25 protein-coding genes are annotated in these 26,613 nt (G+C 27.6%); 9 read left to right on the top strand and 16 right to left on the bottom strand.

The features are described from left to right. Position 1 precedes the first annotated feature (1 nt). The 3 genes from B0174_RS06980 to holA form a co-directional block, all read right to left on the bottom strand. On the bottom strand, positions 2–508 hold the full coding sequence (locus B0174_RS06980; RefSeq protein ID WP_108559059.1) for a single-stranded DNA-binding protein: 507 nt from the start codon (positions 506–508) through the stop codon (positions 2–4). Between the two features lie 19 nt (positions 509–527). Further along, positions 528–884, bottom strand: coding sequence for a 30S ribosomal protein S6 (rpsF, locus tag B0174_RS06975; protein ID WP_108559057.1), 357 nt, complete (start codon positions 882–884; stop codon positions 528–530). Between the two features lie 82 nt (positions 885–966). Continuing rightward, the gene (gene holA / locus B0174_RS06970; RefSeq protein ID WP_108559055.1) at positions 967–1,947 is read right to left on the bottom strand and encodes a DNA polymerase III subunit delta; all 981 of its coding nucleotides are present in this window, start codon (positions 1,945–1,947) and stop codon (positions 967–969) included. 60 nt (positions 1,948–2,007) lie between these two features. Between holA and fliW the strand changes: the two genes are divergently transcribed. Next, complete coding sequence (gene fliW / locus B0174_RS06965; protein ID WP_108559052.1) at positions 2,008–2,382, top strand: flagellar assembly protein FliW; 375 nt, start codon at positions 2,008–2,010, stop codon at positions 2,380–2,382. Here fliW and B0174_RS06960 read toward each other — a convergent pair. After that, positions 2,372–4,219 (bottom strand): RNB domain-containing ribonuclease, encoded by a 1,848-nt coding sequence (locus B0174_RS06960; protein ID WP_108559049.1) that lies wholly within the window; start codon positions 4,217–4,219, stop codon positions 2,372–2,374. The genes fliW and B0174_RS06960 overlap by 11 nt on opposite strands. Positions 4,220–4,349: 130 nt before the next feature. On the opposite strand from B0174_RS06960, the gene ilvC reads away from it, so the two are divergent. The 3 genes from ilvC to B0174_RS06945 are packed head-to-tail and all read left to right on the top strand — an operon-like array spanning position 4,350 to position 7,393. Continuing rightward, positions 4,350–5,372, top strand: coding sequence for a ketol-acid reductoisomerase (ilvC, locus tag B0174_RS06955; protein WP_108559047.1), 1,023 nt, complete (start codon positions 4,350–4,352; stop codon positions 5,370–5,372). Between the two features lie 43 nt (positions 5,373–5,415). Next, positions 5,416–6,576, top strand: a complete 1,161-nt coding sequence (locus tag B0174_RS06950) for a divergent polysaccharide deacetylase family protein (protein ID WP_108559045.1) — start codon at positions 5,416–5,418, stop codon at positions 6,574–6,576. Positions 6,577–6,619: 43 nt separating this feature from the next. Beyond that, positions 6,620–7,393: a DNA-processing protein DprA gene (locus tag B0174_RS06945; RefSeq protein WP_108559043.1), complete on the top strand. Its 774-nt coding sequence runs from the start codon at positions 6,620–6,622 to the stop codon at positions 7,391–7,393. A 14-nt stretch (positions 7,394–7,407) separates the two neighbouring features. Here the strand turns inward: B0174_RS06945 and murC are convergent, their stop codons facing one another. Genes murC through B0174_RS06925 form a run of 4 tightly spaced genes read right to left on the bottom strand, consistent with a single transcriptional unit; the run spans position 7,408 to position 11,862 of the window. Beyond that, on the bottom strand, positions 7,408–8,715 hold the full coding sequence (gene murC / locus B0174_RS06940; protein ID WP_108559041.1) for a UDP-N-acetylmuramate--L-alanine ligase: 1,308 nt from the start codon (positions 8,713–8,715) through the stop codon (positions 7,408–7,410). Beyond that, positions 8,716–9,297 (bottom strand): hypothetical protein, encoded by a 582-nt coding sequence (locus B0174_RS06935; RefSeq protein WP_108559038.1) that lies wholly within the window; start codon positions 9,295–9,297, stop codon positions 8,716–8,718. Further along, on the bottom strand, positions 9,290–10,420 hold the full coding sequence (locus B0174_RS06930) for a succinyldiaminopimelate transaminase (RefSeq protein WP_108559035.1): 1,131 nt from the start codon (positions 10,418–10,420) through the stop codon (positions 9,290–9,292). Before B0174_RS06930 ends, B0174_RS06935 begins: the two co-directional genes overlap by 8 nt. Positions 10,421–10,434: 14 nt before the next feature. Continuing rightward, the gene (locus B0174_RS06925) at positions 10,435–11,862 is read right to left on the bottom strand and encodes a COG3400 family protein (protein WP_108559032.1); all 1,428 of its coding nucleotides are present in this window, start codon (positions 11,860–11,862) and stop codon (positions 10,435–10,437) included. A gap of 114 nt (positions 11,863–11,976) precedes the next feature. Here B0174_RS06925 and tgt point away from each other — a divergent pair, with 114 nt between their 5' ends. Genes tgt through B0174_RS06910 form a run of 3 tightly spaced genes read left to right on the top strand, consistent with a single transcriptional unit; the run spans position 11,977 to position 13,786 of the window. Next, on the top strand, positions 11,977–13,098 hold the full coding sequence (tgt, locus tag B0174_RS06920; RefSeq protein WP_108559030.1) for a tRNA guanosine(34) transglycosylase Tgt: 1,122 nt from the start codon (positions 11,977–11,979) through the stop codon (positions 13,096–13,098). 45 nt (positions 13,099–13,143) lie between these two features. Further along, the gene (gene gatC, locus B0174_RS06915; RefSeq protein WP_108559028.1) at positions 13,144–13,434 is read left to right on the top strand and encodes an Asp-tRNA(Asn)/Glu-tRNA(Gln) amidotransferase subunit GatC; all 291 of its coding nucleotides are present in this window, start codon (positions 13,144–13,146) and stop codon (positions 13,432–13,434) included. 10 nt (positions 13,435–13,444) lie between these two features. After that, positions 13,445–13,786, top strand: coding sequence for an arsenate reductase family protein (locus B0174_RS06910; RefSeq protein ID WP_108559109.1), 342 nt, complete (start codon positions 13,445–13,447; stop codon positions 13,784–13,786). A 23-nt stretch (positions 13,787–13,809) separates the two neighbouring features. Here the strand turns inward: B0174_RS06910 and B0174_RS06905 are convergent, their stop codons facing one another. The 4 genes from B0174_RS06905 to serB all read right to left on the bottom strand — a co-directional run bounded on the left by B0174_RS06905 (position 13,810) and on the right by serB (position 17,865). After that, entirely contained in the window at positions 13,810–14,649 is an 840-nt protein-coding gene (locus B0174_RS06905) for a nucleoside-specific channel-forming Tsx family protein (protein WP_108559026.1), read from the bottom strand. Positions 14,650–14,722: 73 nt separating this feature from the next. Then, a complete protein-coding gene (locus B0174_RS06900) occupies positions 14,723–16,084 on the bottom strand; it encodes a class II 3-deoxy-7-phosphoheptulonate synthase (RefSeq protein WP_108559024.1) in 1,362 nt (453 codons plus the stop codon). Positions 16,085–16,243: 159 nt separating this feature from the next. Next, the gene (locus B0174_RS06895) at positions 16,244–17,236 is read right to left on the bottom strand and encodes a transaldolase (protein WP_108559022.1); all 993 of its coding nucleotides are present in this window, start codon (positions 17,234–17,236) and stop codon (positions 16,244–16,246) included. A 2-nt stretch (positions 17,237–17,238) separates the two neighbouring features. Then, entirely contained in the window at positions 17,239–17,865 is a 627-nt protein-coding gene (serB, locus tag B0174_RS06890) for a phosphoserine phosphatase SerB (protein ID WP_108559020.1), read from the bottom strand. A gap of 81 nt (positions 17,866–17,946) precedes the next feature. Between serB and B0174_RS06885 the strand changes: the two genes are divergently transcribed. Next, positions 17,947–18,858, top strand: a complete 912-nt coding sequence (locus B0174_RS06885; RefSeq protein WP_108559018.1) for a methylenetetrahydrofolate reductase — start codon at positions 17,947–17,949, stop codon at positions 18,856–18,858. Further along, complete coding sequence (gene ruvX / locus B0174_RS06880) at positions 18,855–19,241, top strand: Holliday junction resolvase RuvX (protein ID WP_108559016.1); 387 nt, start codon at positions 18,855–18,857, stop codon at positions 19,239–19,241. The genes B0174_RS06885 and ruvX overlap by 4 nt, the downstream gene beginning before the upstream one ends. Before the next feature lie 8 nt (positions 19,242–19,249). Here ruvX and B0174_RS12370 read toward each other — a convergent pair whose 3' ends face one another. From B0174_RS12370 to B0174_RS06860, 4 genes are all read right to left on the bottom strand, one after another. Beyond that, complete coding sequence (locus B0174_RS12370; RefSeq protein WP_108559014.1) at positions 19,250–22,615, bottom strand: multiheme c-type cytochrome; 3,366 nt, start codon at positions 22,613–22,615, stop codon at positions 19,250–19,252. Between the two features lie 99 nt (positions 22,616–22,714). Further along, positions 22,715–24,736 carry a hypothetical protein gene (locus tag B0174_RS06870; RefSeq protein WP_108559012.1) on the bottom strand — a complete coding sequence of 674 codons (2,022 nt, stop codon included), beginning with the start codon at positions 24,734–24,736 and terminating at the stop codon, positions 22,715–22,717. Positions 24,737–24,806: 70 nt separating this feature from the next. Further along, a complete protein-coding gene (locus tag B0174_RS06865) occupies positions 24,807–26,039 on the bottom strand; it encodes a hypothetical protein (RefSeq protein WP_108559010.1) in 1,233 nt (410 codons plus the stop codon). Then, a complete protein-coding gene (locus tag B0174_RS06860) occupies positions 26,039–26,599 on the bottom strand; it encodes a hypothetical protein (RefSeq protein WP_108559007.1) in 561 nt (186 codons plus the stop codon). Before B0174_RS06860 ends, B0174_RS06865 begins: the two co-directional genes overlap by 1 nt. Positions 26,600–26,613 lie beyond the last annotated feature (14 nt).

Below are 26,613 nucleotides of genomic sequence, written 5' to 3'. Positions count from 1 at the left end.
TCTAAAACGGTATTTCGTCTTCGTCTATATCAATTTCAGGTATTCTTTGCTCAACTCTTGGTTTTGCTTGATTCATACCACCATAGCTTGCTGGAGAAGATGGTTCATCATATTGAGCTGCTGGTTGATTATAAGATCCTTGCGGATTATAACCTTGGTTGTCCCCAGCATTCATTGAATCACCCTTTGCATCTAACATTTTCATAGTTTCCACTCTTAATGAGTGTCTACTTCTTGTAGATCCATCTTGGGCTGTCCATTGTTCAAATACAAGTCTTCCCTCTAATAAAACTTTAGAACCTTTTTTCAAGTATTGATTAGCAACTTCAGCAGATCTTCCAAAAATATTAAAATCTAAAAAACAAACTTCATCTTTTTGTTCACCAGTTGAAGATTTGTATTTATAAGATGTTGCAACAGCAGATTTTGCAATTGCAGAACCTGATGGTAAATATCTTAATTCAATATCTCTTGTTAAATTTCCTACCATTATTACTTTGTTATACATGTAAGATTCCTAATTTTTATTATTTATTAGCTTTTTTAGCTGCCTCATCACTCATTTTAGTCCATGATGCAACTTCTTTTTTGCTATCATATTTAATGAAGATAAATCTAATTAAGTTTTCGTTCATTCTGTAATTTCTTTCGATTTCAGCAATTCCTGCTGGGTTACCTTGGAAATAGATTACATAATAGTAACCTCTTTTACATTTTTCGATTTCATAAGCTAATTCTCTTTGACCAACATTGTCAGCAGATATGATTTCTCCACCATTTTTTTCGATGATACCTCTAATAGTATCAATTTGCGCTACAGTTTCTTCATCAGTTAATGTAGGTTTTAAGATAAACATTGTTTCATAATGTTTGATTTTTGACATTAATTCTCCTTCTAGTTTGTGCCGGTATTCTTTACATTTCCTAATATCAGCAAGGATTTCTTTTTTTGTAAAGTTCGAGATTTTATCTAAATAAAACTGTAAACTTTCTTAGAGTTGCTTGAAGATATACACTTTGATTATCAATTTTTGAAGTTTTAAAGTCTAATTCTATATTTAATAGATATTCTAAGATTTCTTGAAAAACTTCTGGTTTTTTATTTATAGCTAATTTTGATTTTTTTTCCCAAATATTTTTTGGTGGAATAAAACCTAAAATCTCTTTAGGATTTGGTTGTCCTATTGTTCTTGCGTAAGAGCTAATCATAAAAAGTTGTTGAACAAAAGAAGTAACTTGATTTAATAAAAAGATTTCATTCATGCCCTCTTCTAAAAGTAAACTCAAATCTGAACTTATATCTTTTCCACTCAATAAATCATGTAAAAAATCTTCAAAATTAACTGTTCCTATTCCAAAACAGTGTGTATCGACAAGATGTGTAGTAATAAGCTCATCAAATATTGCTAATTTTTTCATATCATTTACACATAATGCTAAATCATTTTTATGCATAAAATATAGATGATTCAAAGCACTTAACTCAACTTTTATATTAAGCATTTTTGCTTCATATTCTAAGAATTTTATGGCTTCAGTATCTGTTGGTAAAAAAAATCTTACAGCAGCTGAATTTGTTTTTAGAGAAAAACTTGTCTCCATTGTTTTAAAATCACTATCACCTAAACATGCAATTATAAGTGTGCTATCTGAGTTTAAATTACAAGCTTCTATTAAAGAATCTACTTCTTTTTTAGGAAGTTTTTTATCTATTTTTATTAAAACTATATTGTTACTTGAAAATAAAGAGGATTGTAGAAGTTTATCTTTAGCATATTTGAAATCATATTCTTCAAAATATAATTTTTCTATTTCATCATCATTTCCTAAAGATTGTGCAATAATCAAAGAGTATTGCTCCACTAAAAAGACAGATTGCCCATAAAACATATAGGCTTTAAACTTTTTATTTTGTTTTAAATAATTATCAAATTCATTTTTATACATAATAAAATAATATCCTAAGTTTACTTTTAATACAATTTAATTATTTAAAAGGAGTTAGCTATGTATAAGATCGTACTACCAATATTAGGGTTTGAAAATTTCCAAAGTTTAAGTGTTGAAAAGATTGATGAGTTTTTTTCTTTTTTAGTTTTTGATAAAAATACAAAAGTTACTGTTGTAAATATTAATGTTTTAAACAAAGTTTCATTTGATTTCCAAATTGATTCAGATGTTTTGGAAAAATTAAAAATTAAATCTAAAGAAGATTTTTATACTTATTTTACTGTAGTTTCTCAAAATCCTATTGAACATTCAATAATAAATCTTGTTTCTCCTATTTTTATAAATGAAAAAGAGAAACTAGTTGGTCAATATGTTACTAGTGAAAAAGTTGAACCTTATTTAGCTTCTATTGATAAGTGCGTTACATTATAGTCGCAATTATCACCTTTGTTACAATATCGGCAGATTTTATTTTCACTCTCATTTTAGAAAATAGTTTCTGCCCTTTGTAATTTTCTAAAACTACTTTCATTCCAAACATTTTTTCATAACAGACAGCTCTTGCTTTTTCAGTATCAACAACTTTTACTTTTATCTCTTCATTGATATGTTCATTTGCCCATCTTGCGTATTTTCTATCTTCAAAATCCCAAACAAGTTGATCAACTTTTCTTTCATTTAATGAAATATGTTCGCAAATCTCTTCTATATTTTTAGGTGTTTGTTTTGTTTTTAAAATACGATGTAAAACTAAATCTGAATATCTTCTAATTGGAGATGTAAAATGTGAATATGAAGAAAAACCTAAACCAAAATGTCCTAAATTTTTTGAAGAGTATTTTGCTTGTGTTTGAGCTTGTATGATTAACTCATCAATTTCAGCACTCATCATTGAAATTTTTGCTTTTTCTTGAATATGAACTATTGTATCATGAACATCACTTTGAAGTTTTACATTAACTCCTAAAATATTCACATCATCTACAAGTTTAGAAATTGCTTTAAAAGCTGGTTCTTCATGGATTCTATAAATTCCAACAATATTTACTTTTTTACTTGCTTCTATATTTGCTAATAACATACACTCTTCAACTAATTGGTGCGATGCTGTTGATGTTTCAACATCTATTGATTCTAAATTATCATTTTTTAGTTTTAATCTATTTTCAGTAGTTCTAAAATCATAACCTTTTAATAATCTTCTTTTTCTAAATTTTTTTGAAATTTCATATAAAGGAATCAAATAATCAAATATCTCTTTTTCAACTTTTGAATATTGGTCTAAATGTCCTTCAATAACTCTATCAATTCTTCCATAAGAGAAATTCTTATGAGAATTAATTATTGCTTCAAAAAGCTCTGCTTTTTTAACATTTTGGTTTTCTAAATCCAAATATAATTTAAAAACATAAGAGTATCTATCTTGTCCTTCTTTTAATGAACACATCTCTTCACTTAAAATTGGTGGAAGCATTGGTAAAACTTTTGTAGGAAGATAAACAGAAGTTGATTTTTTAAAAGCTAATAAATCCAGCTCACTTCCCTCTTTTACAAAATAAGAAACATCAGCAATTGCCACATATAAAATATTTTCTTTCACATCAAAATATATTGCATCATCATGATCTTTTGCACTATTTGGATCAATCGTACAAAAAGCCAAATCTCTTAAATCAACTCTTTGTTTTTTATCATCCATATTTGCATCAACTTCAAGATGTTTTTCTAATCTAAAAGTTTCATTATAAAGGGTTAAAGAGATAATTTCATCTATTTTAGGCTCTTTTATATTTCCTAAGTTTTTTATTAATTCCAAAGATTTATTATCAACTAATAAAACATCACCATCTTGATATTTTAAAGCATTTTTATTTTCTAATTTTATATTTTCTTTTATTGTATAAAATGCTTTATCTTTTATATAAACTAAAACATCATTTTTTTTACCATCAAGGATTTTTTCAATTTTTGCTTTTGTTCTACTTCTTGGATTAAATACTCTTTTTGCAAGAACTAAATCTCCATCATAAGCGCCATTTAAATCATCAAATTCTATTTTTATGTTTTTATGTTCACTTATTAAATCTTCAAGAATCACTAAGTTCTTTCCAACTTTTACAAGAGCTATTTTATATTTAGAGTTTAATTCAAAAGTATCATTATTTTTTATTACTATTTCATCTTTTAAAAACTTTTTTATCTCAATTAATTCCTCTTTTGAGTAGTCTTTACAGTTTGTTTGAATTTTTATAAATAGTTCTTTTAGCAATTTTAATCCTTTTAATAATCCTCTAATAGTATCAAAACTAAAGTATTCTTCCCTTTAATTTGTTAAGTTATCTAAGATTTAGATAGTTTTTTGTATAATCTCAAAAATTTAATATTTAGAGGGATTACTTATGGGTTTAAATGTATTCTATGATAAAGATTGTAATATCGATTTAATTAAATCAAAAAAAGTTGCAATGATTGGTTTTGGTTCTCAAGGTCACGCACATGCTGAAAACTTAAGAGATTCAGGTGTTGAAGTAATCGTTGGATTAAGAAAAGATGGTTCATCTTGGGCAAAAGCTGAAGCTAAAGGTTTCAAAGTTTTAACTGTTGCAGAAGCTACAAAAGAATGTGATATTATCATGATTTTATTACCTGATGAAAATCAAGGTGAAATCTATGCAAATGAAATTGCAGGAAATTTAAAAGATGGTGCAACTGTTGCATTTGGACATGGATTTAACATTCATTATGGAAGAATAACTCCAGCAAAAAACATCAATGTAATGATGGTTGCTCCAAAAGCACCAGGTCATACAGTTAGATCAGAATTTGTTAAAGGTGCTGGAATTCCTGACCTTATTGCAATTCATCAAGATCCATCAGGTAAAACTAAAGAAATCGCATTAGCTTATGCAAGTGCAATTGGTGGTGGAAGAACTGCTATTATTGAAACAACTTTTAAAGATGAAACAGAAACTGACCTTTTTGGTGAGCAAGCTGTATTATGTGGTGGAGCTGTATCTTTAGTTCAAGCTGGATTTGAAACATTAACAGATGCTGGATATGCACCTGAATTAGCATACTTTGAGTGTTTACATGAACTTAAATTAATCGTTGATTTAATGTTCCAAGGTGGAATTGCTGATATGAGATATTCAATTTCTAATACTGCTGAGTATGGAGATTATGTATCTGGTAAAAGAGTTATCAATGCTGAATCTAAGCTAGCTATGAAAGAAATCTTAAAAGAGATTCAAGATGGTAGATTTGCAAAAGATTTCATCTTAGAAGGACAATCAGGATACCCAAGAATGAATGCTGAAAGAGCAAATGCTAAAGCTTCATTAATTGAGCAAACTGGTGTAAAATTAAGAGAAATGATGCCTTGGATTTCTTCTAACAAAATCGTTAACAAAGACAAAAATTAATCAATTTAAGGAAGATTTTCTTCCTTAAAATGAAACTTTCCGTATGAATAAAAAAAAATCACGAAAATTAACTAATCTCAAGCCTAATAAAAAATTAATAAATATTTTTTTAGCAATATTTTTAATTGCATTTTTAGTAACAATTGCTAGTTACTTTACACTAAAAAATAAAGAGGCAATTAAAGATATTCCAGTAGAAGCAATTACTCAAGAAGAGAAGCATGAAGTTTCTATTCCTCCAAGAATTGCTGAAATTAAAGACTTAAAAGAGCAAATAAATCACGAATTATTCGAAGAAAAATTTGATTTAAATGAAGAACACAAATTTGAAGAATATACAAAAGAACTAGAAAAAGTTATTGACGAAAAAGCAGAAGTTGAAGAATCAATAAATAAAGAAAATAAGATTATTCAAAAAAAAGTTGAAGAAATAAAAGAAGAGAAGTTAAAAGAAAAAGATAAACAAAAAGAAAAAGATAAAACTTCTATAAAAATAATAGATGAAAAAAGCATAATTACTAAAAAAGACACTTTTATTTATGATAAAAAAGTTAAACCAAAAATCGCTATTGTAATTGATGATGTATCAACACAAGCTCAAAAAGATAAGATTTTAAGTCTAGGTTTTAAAATAAATATGGCATTTTTACCTCCCACAAAAACTCATCCAGATTCAGCAAAAATTGCACATAATTTATCTTTTCATATGATACATTTTCCTATGCAAGCTTCAAGTGCTTTTAAAGGTGAAGAGATTAATACTCTAAATATTAATGATTCATATGAAACAATTGAAAAAAGAGTTAGACAATTAAGAGAATGGTATCCAAACGCAGTTTATACAAACAATCATACAGGTTCAGTTTTTACGGAAAATGATGAAGCAGTTGATAAATTATTTAGAGCTTTAAAGAAATATAATTTTATATTTGTTGATAGCAGAACAAGTGCAAAATCAGTAGCTAAAAAATATGCTAAAAAATATGATATGCCATATATCGTAAGAAATACATTTATTGATAATGATAGAGATGCAAAATCTATTCAAAATCAATTAAAAAAAGCCATAGAAATCGCGAAAAAACAAGGTTATGCAATTGCTATTGGACATCCTCATTCAATAACTCTTGAAGTACTAAAAGATTCAAAGTCTTTATTTAAAGAAGTAGAACCAATATTTATAAATCAACTTCCATATCTTTAATAAATAAGTTATAATAATATAATTTATTATTAGAGAGTTATTTATGATTTTAGAAATAGATTTTAAAATTGACGAATTATCATCAATGAAAAAATATCCAGAAGAACTTTTTTGTATAGGAAATATTGATTTATTAAAAAAAAGAAAAATATCAATTATTGGATCTAGGCGCCCAAATAGTTATACAAAAGAGTTTACATATAAATTAGCATCAAAATTTTCTGATGCAGGAATTTGCATAATAAGTGGTGCAGCAATGGGCGTTGATGCAATAGCTCATCAAGGTGCAAAATCAAATAATACAATAGCTGTTGTTGCTAATGGTTTAAATATTAGGTATCCAAGTGTCAATAAAAATCTTATTCTTGACATAGAAAAAAATGGCTTGGTACTTTCTGCGTACAAAGAAAATGAAAAAGCTAGAAATTATACTTTTGTTCATAGAAATGAAATTATTGTTGCATTAAGCGAATTTTTGATTGTTACAGAAGCTGATTTGGATTCAGGTTCTTTAACTTCTGTAAATTATGCTCTAAAAATGGGAAAAGAAGTTTTCACTATTCCCCATAGAATAAATGAGAGTTTAGGAACACAAAATCTTGTAAAACAAGGGTTAATAAAAGTTATTTATGATGTTGATGAATTCATTTATAAAACTTGTGGCTTACAAAACAAAAGTATTGAAGATGAAGTTTTACTTTTTTGTAAAAATAATCCCACTTATGAAATCGCTATTCAAAAATTTCCTAACAAAATTTTTGAATATGAACTTGAGGGAAAAATAAAAATCGAAAATGGAAAAATAAAGATTATTTGAAACTTATTTAAGAATTAATGTCTTAATTGATAAGTAATATCTCCAGCACCAACACCTACAACTAATCCATTTTCATATACTTTTATTACTTTATTATCACTAATTAATTGGATTTTTCCTTGTGTTGTTTGAATACTATGCGCAAAAATTGGGTTGTATTTTGCAAACTCTTTTACAAAGTCAATTTCCACTTTTTTCTCACCAGCAACTGTCCAAATAGGAAGAATAACTAACTCGTCACAACCATCAAAACATTTTTTAAATCCCTCAAGATTATCTATTGTTCTTGAATATTTATGAGGTTGCCAAATCACAACTTTTTTTGACATTTTCTTAAGTTTATCATATTCTAAAACTGCATTCATTGTTGCTTTTATCTCTGTTGGGTGATGAGCATAATCATCAATTACAACAAAATCTTCATTTGACTGAACAACATCAAATCTTTTTTTAATTCCCTTATATGAACTAATATTTTTTCTAATTGATTCAATATCTAATTCATTTAAAGCAGCTAATATTGCTAATGAAGCATCAATTGCGATATGATAACCAAATCCCCAAACCTCAAAATATCCTAAATCTAATAACTCAAATTTTGTATAAGGCTGATTATCTTTTAAAATATAAGTTATATTTTTTATATCAATACTTGGATAAAGTTTTACAGCTTTTTCATTTATATTTAATTTTTGTAAATATTCATCTTCTGCATTTATAACTATTTTTTCACCTAAATTTATAAATGTTTCATAAGCTTGAAAGAATTTTTCATAATCATAGTTATAATATTCCATATGTTCGGGTTCAGCATTTGTAACAATTGAACAATAAGGATTTGATAATAAAAAACTAGCATCCGACTCATCAGCTTCAAAAGCAACCAAATCATTAACATATCTAAAGTTTGAACCAAAATCCTTTGAAATTGCACCAATTAAGGCTGAGCTTTGTAAAATTGAAGCTAAAATTGCTGTAGTTGTAGATTTACCATGAGCTCCAGCAACACAATAATTCTTTTTATCATCCAAGATTATAGGAAGCGCTTCTTTTCTCGAAAGAGTTCTTATTTGTTTAAGTCTTGACTCCATTAATTCAGGATTTTCATCTGTAACAGCAGCAGAATAAATAACTATATCAAACTCATCTTTGATATTTTTTGCTTCTTGAGGACAAGAGATTTTTATTCCCTCTTTTTCCAACTCTTTTGTAATAGGAGAGCTTTTTACATCCGAACCACTTATCTCATGACCATCAAAATTCAAAAATCTTGCTAATGCAGAAAGACCTATTCCGCCGATTCCTATAAAATGTACTTTCAATTAATTTCCTAATAAATGTTTTAAGTTTTTATACTCTTTTTTTAAAATACTTTTATTTTCTTCTAAAAAAGTTTGATTATCAAAACTAAAATTTATAATAAAATATCCATATTTTTCATCATCAACCTGAGCTTCTAAATCAACTTTTGAATCATAAAAATCATCTAATTGAGTTTTTGAAGACAAAAATACAAGCAATATATTTAAAGCTTTTTCCAAAGTTTCATCTTTTATTATATTTGCTAAAACAAAAATTAAATCTTTTGCTCCATCAAAATTATCATAAGACCATTTTTCAATCGCATGTTCGTATAAAGCTCTAACATAATGTAAATTATCATCTTCAAGACTTAACTTTTCATCTTTTTTTAATATTTTTTCTACATTCTCAAATGATGTTTTCAAAATTTGTTCATATAATTTATTTATGTTTTCTTCATCTAAATCTAAAACTAGCATAGAATCTAATGTTTCATACATCAATCCTATATCTTGGGCTTTCATTGAATTAATTCTTGCTTCTTCTAAATATTTTAAAAAATCAGGGTTTGTTCTTGCTTGAAATAATGCTTCTTTATCCATCTATAAAATCCTTTAATCTGCTAAGAGCTTCTCTTGTTTTTTCTTCATTTTCTACAAGTGCAATTCTAACATAACCTTTTCCTAAACCATTTCTACCTAAAAAGCTTCCTGGAAGTACTTTGATATTTTTTTCTTTATATAAATTTTTTGTAAATTCTAACTCGTTTTCTACTTCTAACCAAATATAAAAAGTAGCTTTGGGGATTGGTGTTCCTAAAAGTTCATTTGCAATTTCAAAGTTTTTCTTATATATCTTTCTAAATTCCACTACATGTTCTTGGTCATTCCATGCAACTGCTGCTGCTTCTTGAAGAGGAACCGGACTTGCGCATCCTACATAAGTTCTATACTGTAAATATTTTTCTAAAATTTCTGCATCACCTGCAATAAATCCACTTCTTAATCCAGGAGCACTACTTCTTTTTGAAATAGAGTTCATAACAAGTACATTTTTAAAACTATCATTTCCAACTAAAAGTGAAGCTTCAAGAAGTGTTGCTGGTTTTGTAGCTTCGTCAAAATATATTTCAGAATAACACTCATCATTTACTAAAATAAAATCAAACTCTAAAGCTTTTTTAACCCATTGACCTAACTCTTCAACACACATTGAAGCTGATGTTGGATTATTTGGAAAATTTAAAATTACTAAATCACATCTCTTTAAATCTTCATCGCTAAGTGTTGCTTTAAATCCATTCTCTTTTGTTAAATCAATATGAATAACCTCAGCTCTTGAAGCAATTGCAGCACCTTCATAGATTTGGTAAAATGGATTTGTAAATGCCATAACTGGATTTTTTTTATCAAATAAAGCAAATTGAGGGAAATTAAACAAAACTTCTCTTGTTCCAAATGTTGGAACTATTTGATTCAATGACAAACTTACATTAAATCTTGTTTTTACAAAATTTATCATTGATTCTCTTAAAAATGGCTCACCAATAGTTGAGGGATATTTTCGTAAACTTGAACTTGTTTGCTTTAATTTATCTTGTATAAATAAAGGTGTTTCAAATTTTGGTTCACCAATTGTCAAAGCTGATAATTCATATTTTTCATTGGGAACAATTCCCTCTAATAATTCATTTAATTTTTCAAATGGATATTTTTCAAAATTCATATAATTTATTCCTTTTATTCTTCAACTATTGGTATTAATAATTGATTAAATTTATTTAAATCAAATGCTATAAAATCGCTGTTTGTATAGAAAAACTTAAAGAAAAATCTCTTTTTGAACATTTTTTCTTTTAGTGGTAAAAGCTGAAGCATATCTTTTTGTTTTTTAAGTTCTCTTATTGGATTTTGTCCACTTGTTACAACTTCTATTTTTTCATTAAAGATTTTTGCTAGATTCTCAAAATGGTCTAAAAGATTTGTTTTTCCCTCTTTATCACCAACTGGATCTAAATCAAATATTTTAGTTTTTATTTTTAATTGACCTGAAATATCAAATACTATTGGAGATATTTGTTCATAAGAGTTTGTATCATTTAAAATTATTACAGTTCTTTTTACCGCTTTTAGATTCTCTTTTCCAAATTTAAAAATTGGAATTTTTAAATCTAATACGCTTTGAATATTTTCTTTATTTTTGAACATTTCAGGAGTCAACATGATCATACCAATATTATTTTTTCGAAAATCTTCTTTTATAATTTTGACAAAACCTTTATTTCCATAATCAATTAATAAAATAATTGAGGGAAAATGTTTTAACTCATCTTTTATAAAATCCATAATAGGAACAGTTGTTGGTCTTGTAATTCTAACAATTAAAAGACTATTTTTTAGTTTTTGATTTAGATATTTAGCTTCATCTATTACTTTTTTTACACTTTCATCATTTTGCAAATAAAGGTCTAAATATAAATAAATATTTTTTCCAAACGGCATTGGAAATTGCCCTTGTGTTTTTCCAATTACATTATAAACATGCATTAAAACATCAGGTTTTCCAATAACCAAAATCACATCATTGGGTTTTAAAACTAAAGATGGTTTTATTGTAATCATTTTTTGATTTCTATAAAGCCCAAATATTTTCCACTCTTTTTGCTCAATTGAACCTATATACCTATAAGCATAAGCACTTCCAAATGGAATTCTTATTTCCATAATTTCACCTTGTCTTAATCCAATATTTTGGGCTAAAACAGGAACATTTGGAAGTTTTTCAACCATTCCATTTGCTAAAACTTCAATTCCTCTGTAAATACGAACTAAAGGATCATTTACTTTCATTCCCCAATAATCTAAAACTGTCATTTGAAGGTTTTTTGTATGATCTCTAATATTTTTTATAACATTTAACATTTCATCTTTTGAATTTAGAGCAATTAAAACTTCTGTATGTATATCTTTATCTAAAACCATAGCAAGTTTTGAGTTTGAAGTTGGGTCGAACTTATAAAAAGTAAAATTTGAAGGTTTTTGAACTGGTAAAATTAAGTCGCTCATATATATTACATCGTAACTATTGTCAACTGTATTTGCTTCAATAATTCTTTGCATTAATTTTTTTGCAACAATACCATCAAGGATAATTAATATTTTTTTCATGGGCGCAATTATATCTTAAAAAAATTAATTGTAGATTTTAAAGATACATCAAGTAAGAGCTATAATCTTACTTTTGCTATAATAAGATTATCAAAAAAAAAGGTTTTATTATTTATGGAATTTACAATTGACGCTACATCAAACAAAGCTCGTGCTTGTACAATCAAAACAGCTCACAGCACAATACAAACTCCCGTTTTTATGCCTGTTGGAACACAAGGAACTGTAAAAGCACTTGATGCTAATGATATGTTAGAACTAGGTGCAAAAATAATACTTGGAAATACTTATCACTTATACTTAAGACCAGGAAGTAAGATTGTTAAAAAATTCGGTGGACTTCATGGTTTTTCAAAATTTCCTAATTCTTTTTTAACAGACTCAGGTGGATTTCAAGCATTTTCTTTAAGTTCAAATTCAAAACCAGATGAAAATGGAATTATGTTTAAATCTCATATTGATGGCAGTCGTCACTACTTTACACCCAAAAGTGTACTTGATACTCAATACGATTTAAACTCTGATATTATGATGATTTTAGATGATTTAGTAGCCTTACCAAATACTCAAGAAAGAATTGCAAAATCAATTGAACGAACTACAAAATGGGCAAAAGAAGCAATCGAATATCACATGGAACAAAAAGCAAATGGTATTGGTGTACATCAAAATATCTTTGCAATTATTCAAGGTGGAACTGATAAAAACTTCAGAAAACAAAGTGCTGAGCAACTTTGTGCATTAACTGATTTTGACGGTTTTGCGATTGGTGGATTAAGTGTTGGTGAGCCAAATGCTGATATGTATGAAACGGTTGAGTGGACTACACAATTTATGCCCCAAGATAAACCTAGATATTTAATGGGAGTTGGAACTCCTGAGGATTTAATAGAAAATATTGAAAGAGGCGTTGATATGTTTGATTGTGTAATGCCTACAAGAAATGCCCGAAATGGAACTTTATTTACAACTTTTGGAAGATTAAATATCAAAAAAGCTGATTACAAAGAAGATATGACGCCAATTGATGAAGCGTGTGATTGTTATACTTGTAAAAACTTTTCAAAAGCATATTTAAATCATCTTTATAGAGCAAAAGAAATTACATATTTCAGGCTTGGCTCAATTCACAATATTCATTACTATTTATCATTAATGAAAGAAGCCAGAACTGCTATTTTAAATGATAATTGGGATGAATTTAAAAAAGATTTTTACGCTAAAAGAAGCAAATAAACTCTTTTTGGCTAAAATCAAAAATATTAAAAATAAGGATACTTTATGACTGTTGATGATAAGTTAATTGCAAAATTAGCAAAACTTTCAAGTTTAGAAATTGATGATACAAGAAAAGAAATACTAAAAACAGAATTAGCTGATATTATAAACTTTGTTGAAAATTTAAGTGAAATTGATGTATCAAACATCGAAGCAACATTTAGCCCAATTGAAGGTGGAACACCACTTAGAGAAGATGTTGCAAATCAAGATTTAGAGCTTTCAAAACATATTTTAAAACACGCTCCAAAAAGTGAAGATGGTTATTTTATAGTTCCAAAAATTATTGAATAAAAGACAAATTATGATTACAGTTTATGGAATAAAAACTTGTGGAAGTGTGAGAAATGCTTTAAAGTTTTTCAAAGATAATAATATCGAAGTTGAATTTTTTGATTTCAAAAAAGAGACTCCAAGTGCTGAAAAAGTAAAATCTTGGACTTCAAAAGCTGATATAAATCTACTTTTTAATAATAAAGGTACAAAATATAAAACTCTAAATCTAAAAGAATTAAATCTTGATTCAAATGGAAAATATGAGTGGTTATGTAAAGAACCGATGCTTTTTAAAAGACCAGTTATTGAGTTTGATGATAAACTAATAGTTGCTTGGGATGAAGAGATTTATAAAAATACTTTTTTATAGAGTAGAATTTTTCTACTCTTTGGTTAAAACTTATACGCTACATTAAAATAGTTTGCAAAGCCAGTTGTATCTGTTTCTTTGCCATTTAAATCTTCACCATCTTTCCATTGAGTCATATTTTTGTAGGCTTTTAATCCATATCCGACTAACCATTTTTTATCATGAATCCAAAACCCTAAATAAGATTGCAATGAATCACTTGTTCTATACTGTTTTTCAAAATTTGTATTGTCTAAATCACTACCAAATTCATAATCTATATAACCTTGAAAAGATAAAAATCTATTTTGTGTGAAATGATAAATAGGCTTAAACCAATTTATATGAGCCACATATCCATCAAAACTATTTTCATTACTTGCACCATAATTTTCTTCAATATATCTAGTATAAAAATTCACACCACTTTTACCAAGCCATGGAATATCAATATCACTTCCTAATCCCATCCAGATTACTTTTAAACCATTTCCATTTGCTTCATCTGCATAATATATATCAAATGCAAAAAACAACTCTTTTAATCCTCCATAAGATAAATCTTTATCTAACAAATAATCAATAGAAATTCTAGGTTCTATATCTGCAAAAAAATTATTTTGTCCATGTTTATCACTAGTTGAACTATTTAGTGCATCAATAAAATCCACATATCCATACAAATCAAGCCACTCATATCTTCCACCAAATTCAAACTCTACATAAGTATCATCAAAAGCAAATGGTCCACCTCTTTGGTTTTCCCCATGATATAGGTGTAATGTTTCCCAATTTGAATTTGTAATGTCATTAATATCTTTCGCAGAGATATTAATAGCTAAAAAGATTGAGAAGAAAACTATTTTTAAAATAATTCTTTTCATTTTTGTTTCCTTATTTTTGTTCAAAAAAAAAGGAGAAAGTAAAACTTTCCCCCTTTACAATATTAGATTTAACTTAAACTAAATTCTTTCTAGCTTCTTTTAAAGTATTTGCTATCATAAATGATAATTCTAAAGCTTGATCAGCATTTAATCTTGGATCACATTGAGTATGGTATCTGCTGCTAAGTCCTTCTTGAGTAATTGCAGAAGATGCACTTCCTGTACATTCTGTTACATTTTGTCCTGTCATTTCAAGATGGATTCCACCTGCATATGTTCCCTCAGCATTGTGAATTTGGAAAAATTGCTTTACTTCACTTAAAATTGCTTCAAAATCTCTTGTTTTATATCCATTATCAGCTTTTATAGTATTTCCATGCATTGGATCACATGACCATAATACATTTTTACCCTCAGCTTTTACTTTTTGTAAAAGTTTTGGGAAGAAATCTCCTACTTTATTTGCTCCCATTCTAACTATCAAGTTTAATCTTCCTGCTTCATTATTTGGATTTAGTGCATCAATTAATTGAATTAATTCATCTTCTTTCATAGAAGGTCCTACTTTACATCCTATTGGATTGTTTATTCCTCTAAAATATTCAATATGAGCATCTCTTAAATCTCTTGTTCTATCTCCAATCCATAACATATGAGCAGCACAGTTAAACCAATTTCCTGTTATTGAATCTCTTCTTGTTAATGCTTGTTCATAGTTTAATAACAACGCTTCATGTGAAGTAAACAGAGTTGTTTGATTTAATTGTGGAGTATTTTCACTTGTAATTCCACAAGCTTTCATAAATGTCAAACTTTCAGATATTTTATTTGCAAGTTCTTCATATTTTGCACCTAAATAATTATCTTTTACAAAGTCTAAATTCCATAAATGAACTTGATTTAAATCAGCCATTCCACCTCTTGAAAATGCTCTTAGAAGATTCATAGTTGCAGCACTTTGATTGTATGCTTTTAGTAACTTTTTAGCTCTTGGATTTCTAGCTTTTTCTGTAAATTCAATATCATTTATAATATCTCCTCTATATGAGGGTAATGTTACTCCATCTATTTCTTCAAAATCAGTACTTCTAGGTTTTGCAAATTGTCCAGCAACTCGTCCTACTTTTACAACTGGACACCCCCCTGAAAAAGTTAAAACAACAGCCATTTGCATCATTACTTTAAATAAATCTTTTATGTTTGGTGCATTAAAAGATGAAAAAGATTCAGCACAATCTCCACCTTGAAGTAAAAATGCTTTTCCATTTACTACATCAGCTAATTGTTTTTTTAAGTTTAAGGCTTCCCCTGCAAAAATTAAAGGAGGATAAGAAGCTAGTTCGCTTTCTACTTTTTTTAGTTTTTCTAAATCATTATAAGTAGGTTGTTGTTTTATTGGAAAATCTCTCCAAGAACTTGGATTCCAGTTATTCATTTTTAATCTGCCTTTTAATATATTTTATTTAATTATTTAGATTTTATCTAAATAATTCTTAAGGAGTTAAGCCTGAAAAGTTATTGATTTGTAATAAAAAGAAGAGATAAAATTATAATGTAGTAATAATTTATTAACTACATTATAATTTTTAGAAGATTAGTGAATTAGTTTTGAAAGTAAATCTTTAAATGAAACTTTAAAAGCCTCAATTCCATCAATTAATAGTTTTGAACAAATATCATCAATTTTAATACCTCTTGATTTTAAAGTTTCAAAATATTTATCACATGCAATTTCACTCATAATTGATGCTGGATTTTTAGAACCATCTTTAACCCAATCTTCAATTGTAGCAAGTGGTGCTGTATTTATTGAATTTGGAAAAATTAAGTTATCCACATAATAACTAGGACTTAATTCATCACCTTTTACACCTGTTGAAGCAAAAAGAGTTCTAATATTTGGGTTTCCAAATTTATTGATTTCATGATAACATTTTGTTGCGTTTATGATCCCTAATTTAGAAGTTTCTAAACCTTTTATTTTTAAATCACTATCAGCTAATCTATCCAATCTTGAAACGAATACAGAAACAACAGCTTTTATATCTTTGTTTGAATCTTTAATTCCCTCATCTAAAGCTTGTGTACATTTTATAGCCTGTTCAACAGAAAAAATAAGTGTAGCATTTACATTTATTCCTTTTGATGTTAATTCTCTCATGGCAATGTATCCAGCTTCCGTTGCTGGAACTTTTATCATTACATTATCAGAATTTATCATTGAATAAAGTCTAACTCCCTCTTCAATAGTACCTGCTGCATTATCACATAAAAGTGGGTCAACTTCAATAGAAATAAATCCATCATCAGCATCATTTTTATGTAAATCACTTAATAAAAAAGCTGCTCTTTTAATATCTGTTAGAGCTAACTCTTCGTAAATAGTTTTTGCATTATTTGCTTGAAGCATATCAAGTTGTTGTTTGTATGCTAAAGAGTTTGTAATTGATGACTCAAATATTGCAGGGTTTGAAGTTGCACCTTGGATATATTTTTTTTTGATAATTTCTTTAAATCTTGTTTCTAAAAATTCTCTTTCAATAAAATCACACCATAAAGAGAAATTAATATCTTCTTTTAAACTCATTGTTAAGCCTTTATATAATCTAAAATTTTTGTTAAATCTTTTGTGTCAATAACAATATTTGCTTCTTTTTTCAAAACTTCTCTTGCACAAAAAGCAACTCTTGTATCTGCATGAGCAAACATACTTAAATCATTTGCTCCATCACCACAAACTAAAGTATCAGCTCTTGTAATTCCCATTAAACCTTGGATTCTTTGAAGCATATCACCTTTTGAATATCCAAACATCATATCTCCACCAACAAGACCTGTTAAAAGACCATCTTTTTCATGTAAAACATTTGAAAAATCCGCATCAAGTCCTAATTTCTCACGAGCAGGAGTTGTCCCAATTCTAAAACCACCTGAAAAACAAACTACTTTATAACCCATTTTTTGTAAGGCTGGAACTAATTCCATTGCACCTGGCATTAAAGGAAGATTTGAGCAAATATCGACAACTCTTTTATACTCTAAACCCTTTAATAAAGCAACTCTTGTAGTTAAAGATTCAAAAAAATCTAATCTTCCACTCATAGCTTCCTCTGTGATTTTTGTAACTTGTTCACCAATACCTAATTCATCTGCAAGAAAGTCTATTGTTTCTCCATCCATAAGTGTTGAATCGAAATCAAAAACAGCTAATTTCATTAATTTTCCCTAGTTTTAGTCTTTTAAAGATATAATATTAACTAAATTTTACTAAATATACTAAAAGGAATATTTTCCATAATGTTTGAAACACTTATACAAAAACTTCAAGAAGACAAATTTTTAACACTTGAAACAACACCTCAACATGAACCTTCTATGCATAATATTATAGAAAGAATTAAAAAATTTAAATTACAAGATAGAGTTGATGGTTTTTCTTGTACAGATAATCCCCTTGCAAAACTAAAATATAATGCACTTTTTGCGTCATTAAAACTTCAAATGGAATTTAAAAAACCAGTAATTGCAACAATGAGCATGAGAGATAGAAATAAAATTGCACTACAATCTGATTTAATGGCAGCAAATGATTTTGATGTAAGAGCTATTTTAGCCCTAACAGGAGATCCTGCAAAAATGAGTGATCAACCACATGCAAAAGGTGTTTTTGAATCAAATTCAATTATGCTTTTAAAAATTATAAAATCATTTAATTATGGAATGGATTTTGCAGGTCGTCCTTTTAAAATTGAACCTAAACAAATATTCCCATTTTCAGTTATTAACTCTTATGCAAAAAATTTCTCAAGCTTAGAAAAAAAGATGCATAATAAAATTCAAAATGGAACTTTAGGAATAATTTCTCAACCAATTTTTGATATAGATAATGCGAAAAAACTTTTAGAATCTTTTAATACTTCAAAAGAAGGTGTTGAGGGAGATAAACAAAAAGCTCAATTAATTTTTGGTTTATTTCCAGTTACAAAACTACGAACTGCACTATTTTTATCAGCTCAAGTTCCAGGAATTCATGTTCCACAATTTTGGATTGATGCTTTGGAAGCTGCTCATAATATTTCTGAAGAAGAAGAGTACAAAGTGGGAATGAAATTGAGCTCTGATTTATTTAAAGAGTTAAATAAACTTCACCCAAAAATCCACTTAATGACTGCAAATAGATTTGATGTAGCTGATGAGATTATTTCTTGAAATTAGCCTCAATTGATGTAGGACTTAAAAGAATCGGTGTTGCTATTTGTCTAACTTCTGACATAGTAACTCCTCAAGCTGCAATTTTACGAAAAAATAGAAATCAAGCTGCACGAGATGTAAATATCTTTTTAAAAGAGTGGGAAATAGAAAAATTAATTGTTGGGTTTCCAAGTGCTAGTATTGATATGCAAAATAGAATTAATCACTTTGTATCTTTGTTAGAACTAAAAATTCCTTATGAATTTTGTGAAGAAAATATGAGTTCAATTGAAGCTGAGGATTTAATGAAAGGTGAAATCAAATACAAAAGAGATGGAAGAATTGATTCCTTAGCTGCTAAAATTATACTAGAGCGATATTTAACTAAGAAAATTTCTTAGTTAAATATTTATTCTTCAAAAGTCTTAATTGATTTTTGAAGTTCGATAATTGGAGGATTTGGTAAATTTGGATATTCCTTTTGAACTGCATTAGTAACCCATTGTGGATAAACTCTAAAATTTAATTTTACAGTTGCAGTAAGAGGATAAAGAAGTTTATCTTTAAAACTTTCATCAATATCGTATTTTTCAATTCTTCTTTCACCAGATGCAATTCTAGTATCACTTAAAAGTTTTTCATACTTCCAAAAGAAAAGACCAACAGGTTTTCCATCTTTATCTCCAAAAACTTTCATATAAGGTCTTGCATCTTTACCTAAATCTCCCTCTTCATTTAGTTTTCCTGATTCAAAAACGGTTTCACCATTTCTATTTTTTATTGTAATATCAAGCCAAAGCTCTCTAAAATCAGAAACACCTGTTGGAAGATGATGTCCAGCACCTACATTTGTTACTCCAACTATTAATTGATTATCTTTAAAATCTACATCTAATTTGGCTGAAGTTTTAAGAAGCTGTAAAGTTTGATCCTCATGTGTTTTACTTTTTAGCCCTGATAAAAAGTGATTTGCACCAGCAAAATAATGTACTTTTACATCTTTTTTAACTTTTCCTCCACTTGTTGATTGACCCAAAAGTGGCGATAACTTGTCATTTTCTAAAAATGTCATATGGCAATCTATACAACTTTTATTTTTACTTGGATCATTTGGATTATTAAAACTTGATTCTTGCCACTCTTTAAAAGTTGAAACTATTTTACTTCCACTTCCTGGAGTAAATTCATCATGACAAGAAGCACAATAAACACTTTCTTTATAAACAGGATTCATATAACTATCTATATGAACTTGTGGTTTAGAGTTAATAAACTTTTCACTTAACCATTGCCCTGCTTTATGTGGACTATCTTCAAAAGCATATTTATCTCTTTGTGTAATATTTAAAGTATATGAAGCATTTCCTCCAACATCTTCAATTTTACTAATCCTATGACAAGTGATACAAGAAACTCCCTCTTCTAGCTTTTCATTTCCAAATTTGTCTAATTCATCTACAAGTGTTTTAGCACCATGTTCAAAAAGCTTATCCATAGTAGGCGTTGTTTTTGTTATTCCTGTTGTAATTGCACTAGGATTATGACATCCCATACACCACATTCTAAATCCTTCACCCTCAACTTTTGCAGCTAAACTTTCTAATACCATATAATATGGGTTTGTTCCAACTAAGTTTTTATGATTAGAATCAGCCCATTGATTAAAAATATCTTCATGGCAACTTTTACATTTTGCTGAATTTGTCCAATCCTTTGGATGATATTCTTTTGCATCATCATCTAATTTCATCCATGTAGATAAATATTTTAAATTATCTTTATCTGTAATATAAGTATGAAGTGGTTGCATCAATTCTTCTAACTCTTTTGGCATTTTATCAGGATCGATTTTTTCTAAATTTGATTTTGGATCTTCTCCCATACCACCTTGCGTGTCTCTGGCAATTCTTACATAATCAGCTAAGGGTGTTTTTGAAATATAACCTTTATCAATATTATCATGACCAATACTCGCATCCATTTTCTTATCAAGTTTTGTATCTGTAAATAAAAATCCATTTGTAAAATTAAATCCCTCAAAGTGACAAGAATTACAGCTCATCCAAAAATCACCTACAAGTGGTGTTTTTTCGTAGTTATTTGCATTTCCGTTATTGAATAAAGTTTTACCAAGTCTTAACTCTTTTGATAAAGGATCCTTTTCAACAAGTTTTGAAAAACTATCTTCTTTTACTGTTACTCTTGAAAATGGATGTTCTCCTCCACTATCAAGAAGTGTCATATCAAGTCTAGCTGCATTTTGTACATAAATATTGTCATTCTTTGGATTAACTAAAATTGCTTGTGGATTTGTTTGATTTGGATAATCTCTAAAGATTTCAGTAGCTTTTGCTCCACTTCCACTTCTATTTGCTCTTTTTCTATGTCTTTCTTTATTTGCTTTTGTACTACTTCTACCAATATTAAATACCATAATATCTTCACTTCCAGCAAGTGTTACAAAGGCTTTTGAACCATCATTTGAAAAGCTAAGATCCCAAGGATTCGAGACAATCATTGTTTTGTTATTATTATTTAATACATTTATTGATTTAAAAAGCTCTTTTCTTTGATCTTCTAACTCTTTTTCATTATCTTTTTCTAAAGAAATAATTGAAATTGTTGGAAATATAGTAGATTGAAACTGAAATTTATGGTCAAAATTCCATAATACATGGGGAATCCAAGCTTCATCTTCATCAGGAGTTATCTCAATATCATCTAAAAGTCTAGGTTTTCCTTGAGAAACAAATTCATCTTCATTACTAGTAGAGTGCAAAGTTATGGTTTTTAGTTTAGCTAAACTTCTACTATCATAAATAGAAATCATTCCAATCATTGTATGCGTTACTAAAAGTCGTCCATCACTTGTTAATGCCATACCTCTTGGAGTTATTTCTGTTTTTATTGTTTTTATTGTTTCAAAATTTTTATCTTCAATAACTAAAATCTCATTATCTTCATAAATTGTTACAAAAAAATACTTATTGTTTTTATCATAAATAATTCCATGAGGTTTATTTTTTGTTTTTATTGTTTTTATTATCTTATTATTACTTGCATCTAAAAAGATTACTTGATTTTTAGAAAAATCAGTTACTGCATAAATTGACTCATCTTCATTAAATGCAATTCTTCTAATATCTTTTCCTAAAACTTTTTCAAAAATCTTTTCTCCACTATTTGCATCTATTTTACTTACACTTCCACCATCTAAATTTGCACTATAAATATATTTTGCATCTTTTGTAAGATAAAGAGCCGAAGTACTTGTACCTGAGTACGAAAAAGTAGGAAAAAATAGCATAGAAAGAGTAATAACTGCAAAAACATGTTCTTTTTTTATTTTATTTAATTTTGCAAGTTTCTTTCTTTTTTGATTTGCTGAAGAATTACTACTGTGATACCACAAGAAAAATAATAATAAAAATGAGCCATAAAGATGAATATAAAAAGAGTAAACTCCCCAAATATCTCCTCCTCTATTTCCTACAAGAAATAAATAAGCACCACTTATTGTTATTAGAAGTAGATTTATTCCTAGAAACATACCATTTATACTATTTTTTTTTCTTCCAATAATATTTTTTCTATATTTATATATATGCATATTCACAAAAGGAATTATTAGTATTACAAAAATAGTAATTGAACCTATGATATGTAATGCTTGGACAATATTATAATATTCCCAAGAAAGTGGGAAAATATCCCATTGAATAATTCCTGTTATAAACATAACAACGACTGATAAACTTATATATATTGTTTTCATGAGGCAAACCTAATAATAATGATAATGAATGTTGATTATATTAAGAATTCTTAAAAAGAATTCTTAATATTAAAATAAATTGTAGAAAATTGTGAAGTTTTATTTTGTATTAGATAATTTTACTTTTGCTGCCATTGTCATAGCAGTACCATATTTTCCACCAGCTTTATTAATTGGAGGAACATTATCACCATCATTATTTGAAGTTTTCATATCAGCAGTTTCATATTCTCCTGAATCTAAAAGCCACTCAGAAAGTTGAGCTCCCTCATTTAATGCATTTCCATTTATAACTATTTGGAACCAATTTGTAAATCTTTCTGTTAGATTTTTAAGTTCTAATAAAGGCTCTTTTTCTTTTCCCTCATTTTTTAGATGAGTTATTACATCTCTTAATCCACCACTTGTTGCACCAATTGAATAAGGAGTATATTCTTTACTTGCATCTACATATGTTCCGATTTTTTTATCAAACATATTTTTCTCAATTGATACAAATAGTTTTCTTGCTTCTTCTCTATATTTTTTATCTTGTGTTGCTAAAAATGCAGCTGTAAGTCCTCTAACTACTGCGAATTGTGTTCCAACATCTGATCCTGTTTTTTCACCTGTTTTTAAATCATAACTTGTAAAATATAAACCATTTTTATCTTTTACATTTTTAATTAAGAAATCAGCTTGTGTTTTAATTAAAGCTAAAGCTCTTTTACCTTGTTCTGTTTCTAAAGATTTTGCACCATCAGCTGATCCATATCCAACAGGAAGTGCATCAATTGCTCTTTGGAATATTCTTAGAGCTTCAATAGAATAAGCAGCATCAAAAACTGTTACTGTTGTTCCTTTTTTGCCATCAAATCTATCAACTAAAGTTCCTGCTTTTTCATCATAATGAAGTTTTGAAATATTTTCAAACATTAAATTTGAAATATTTGAAGCAACAGAAAAGGCATCATCAGCTTTTATATTGTTTTTTCTATCTTCATCAGTATTTTCTTTTGGTGCACTTTTAAAAGGCTCACCATCAAATGCACTTAAAAAAGATGGATTTTGATTTTCATTAGATACTCTTTGATCAGAATAAGCATAAAATTCAGAGATTGGCCAAAGTACTTGCCATGTATCTCTTAAAGATGAATATCCTTCTGTAACTTCTAAAGAATTAATTGCTTTAGTTTCATTTTTTTGTCCTTCATTTACTTTAACTTTATGTGCAAACCATATTGGATTACTAGCATTGTAATTAGGATCAAAAGAAACTCCTAATTTTTTACCATCAAATCCGAATTTTTCTTGCATATTCAAAATACTTTCCCAAGCAAGTTCAGTTAAAATAACACCATTAATTCCATCTTTTGCTGAAACTCCTAAAGCGTGTATTCCATCACTATCCATTGTTGAACTTGTTGCTTTTACTTCTTCATCTGATTCAATCACATGCATTCCACCTAAGAAATCTTGCGCCCACATTATATCTTTTAATAATGCTGCTCCAATTGCTGCTGGATTAAATATTTTTTCCATACCATCTTCAGACCAAGAAAGTGTTTTATAATCTCTTAAATAAGCAGGAACAGCTGTGTTAACTTTTATTTCTTTTCCTTTTTTAACAACAACTATTTCATCATTATTTACAACTGTCATATCAATTTCTTGCCCAAATTCTGGCATTCCTGAAATATATGGAAGAGCTGTTGGATGCATATTTAAAGGTATGATTTCTGGTGAATTTCCTGTTACTTTAGCAAGCTCAATAAATCTTTTTGCTAAAGATTCCATTGTTCCACCTCTTTTTTCATTTAGAAGTCCATTAACAAGATGTGGTCCCATTTTTGATTGATAATTTAGTGCATACATAGCTTCTTCTGAATATTCGTAACCCTCAATTCCTGCTGTATAATCAAATTTTGTAGGTTGATTAATTGCATAAGGATCAAGAGTATCTAAATCAAGACCTAGTCCCTCAACCATTGGTTCACCTGAAAGTTCAAACTCAGTGTATGCAAACATTGCACCTGCTGTATCAAATCTTTTATCTAAAACTTGCGTTTTTGTATTATTCGCTGCATATAACGAAGACACGACCAATGATGTAATAAGTGACATCTTAATAATTTTTTTCATATTTATCCTTTGTTGAAAATGATTATCATAATTGTAGATAAAAAAGCTTAATTAAATATTAAATTTTTTATTAATCTTGACTTTCTAATAAATATAAATTTTGTTCTCCAATAAATCTACCTTTGAACTCTATGTAATTTTTTTGTTTTGGTTTATTTGTTGTAATAGTCAAACTTTTTTTATTATTAACTATAAAATCTGCACTATTTTTGTAATATCCATCAACAATCTTATTTTTAAGTTTTTCTCTTAAAAACTCAACACCTCTATTTGTGATTATTATTTCTTCATTATTATTGTTATTTATATATTTTGCAATATTTTCTAGTGGTGAGATTTTTTCTTTATAAAAAGAGTGAGCATAAAAATTTATTATTAAAAAAGGCACTAAAATCAAAATTTTATTTTTTATAGATAAAACAATAATTATATTTGCTAAAAAAATCAAAGGTATCATATGTCTTATATTATCTGGATTTTGAGCAAATATCATCCAAATAAAGTATGATAAAAATAAAACCCAAAGAAAAATATGTTCTTTTTTTAAAGAAAATATAGAAAAAACAAGTAATAAATAAGGAATATTTTCAAGCCTTAAAATATTATCAATCCATTTTATATCACTATTTTGACCTACTCCCCAAAGTTCAAAATGTCCTTGGGTAAATCTAATTGCCTCTTCAATATATAAATATCCATTATAAAAAAAGGTATAAGATAAAAATAAAAATGTTCCAAATAAAAAATAAATCAAAATCTCTTTTAGACTATTTTTATTTGTAAAATAAATGTATAAAAATCCAATTACAAAAAAAATCAAATATGATGGTCTTGAAAAAAGTGCAAGAGAAGCTATAAATCCAGTAAGTCTATTTTTCTTTAATGCATACATATGTAAGGATAAAAAAAAGAAAAATAATCCAACACTATCACTTAACATACTCAAAGATAAGTTCATTAAATAAACTGAACTAATAGAAATCAAAAAAACTACAAATGCTTTTTTTTCATCTGTTAAATTTTTTACATAAAAAAACATAAGCAAGGGTAAAAAAACTGCACATAAAGAAGATAATAAAAAGAATGAATACTTTGAATCATTTATAAAAATATTTATAAATTTACCTAAAATAACAATAACAGCATATCCAGGAAAATGAGGTGAGAAATCAATAACACTAAAATTATCAATTCCTCTTGTTAAGAAAACAGAATCATCATTGTAAAATGAAGGTTCATAATTTAATATAAAAATTGCATAAAATAAAGTAAAAATATATGCAATAATTTTATATTTATTCATCAAAGTGATTTTAAAATTTCGTCTGCTATTTTTTCATTTTCTATATATTTTTGTTTATTTACAGGTTTTGCTCCAACACCAAAAAGTCCAGGATTACCAATAGAATCTGCACATTGAAAAAGAGCATCTTTTAATTTTTTATCAACTTCTTTATCTAAAGAAACGCTCAATAATTTATAAAATTTATCTGCTTTTGCAAGCATTACTTTTGCTATATTAAAATTATCAATATTTTGTAAACCACCATCTAATCTTCTTTGAATTTCAGTAGCAATTGATACATTAAGCCATCTATTTATTTTTTCTTTATCTTTTTCTAAAATAGAAGATTCTAATGAGCTAAATAATTTTTCATTAAATTCTTTAGTTAAATAAAGATAATTATCTTTGTTTTTTTCCAAGATTTCTTTTGCCAAAACAAAATTATCACTATTTATTGCGCCTAAAATTCCCTCTCTTGAATCAATAGTAGGTTCTTTTCCAGCTGCTGCATACGAATAAGCTTGTAAATTAATTGATGCAATTAAACTAATCAAAACTAATATTATATATTTTTTCACTTTTTTCTCCTTTT

This window comes from Arcobacter caeni (genome assembly GCF_003063245.1).
Classification (GTDB): Bacteria; Campylobacterota; Campylobacteria; order Campylobacterales; family Arcobacteraceae; genus Aliarcobacter; species Aliarcobacter caeni.
This window is presented reverse-complemented; position numbering and strand designations above follow the sequence as displayed.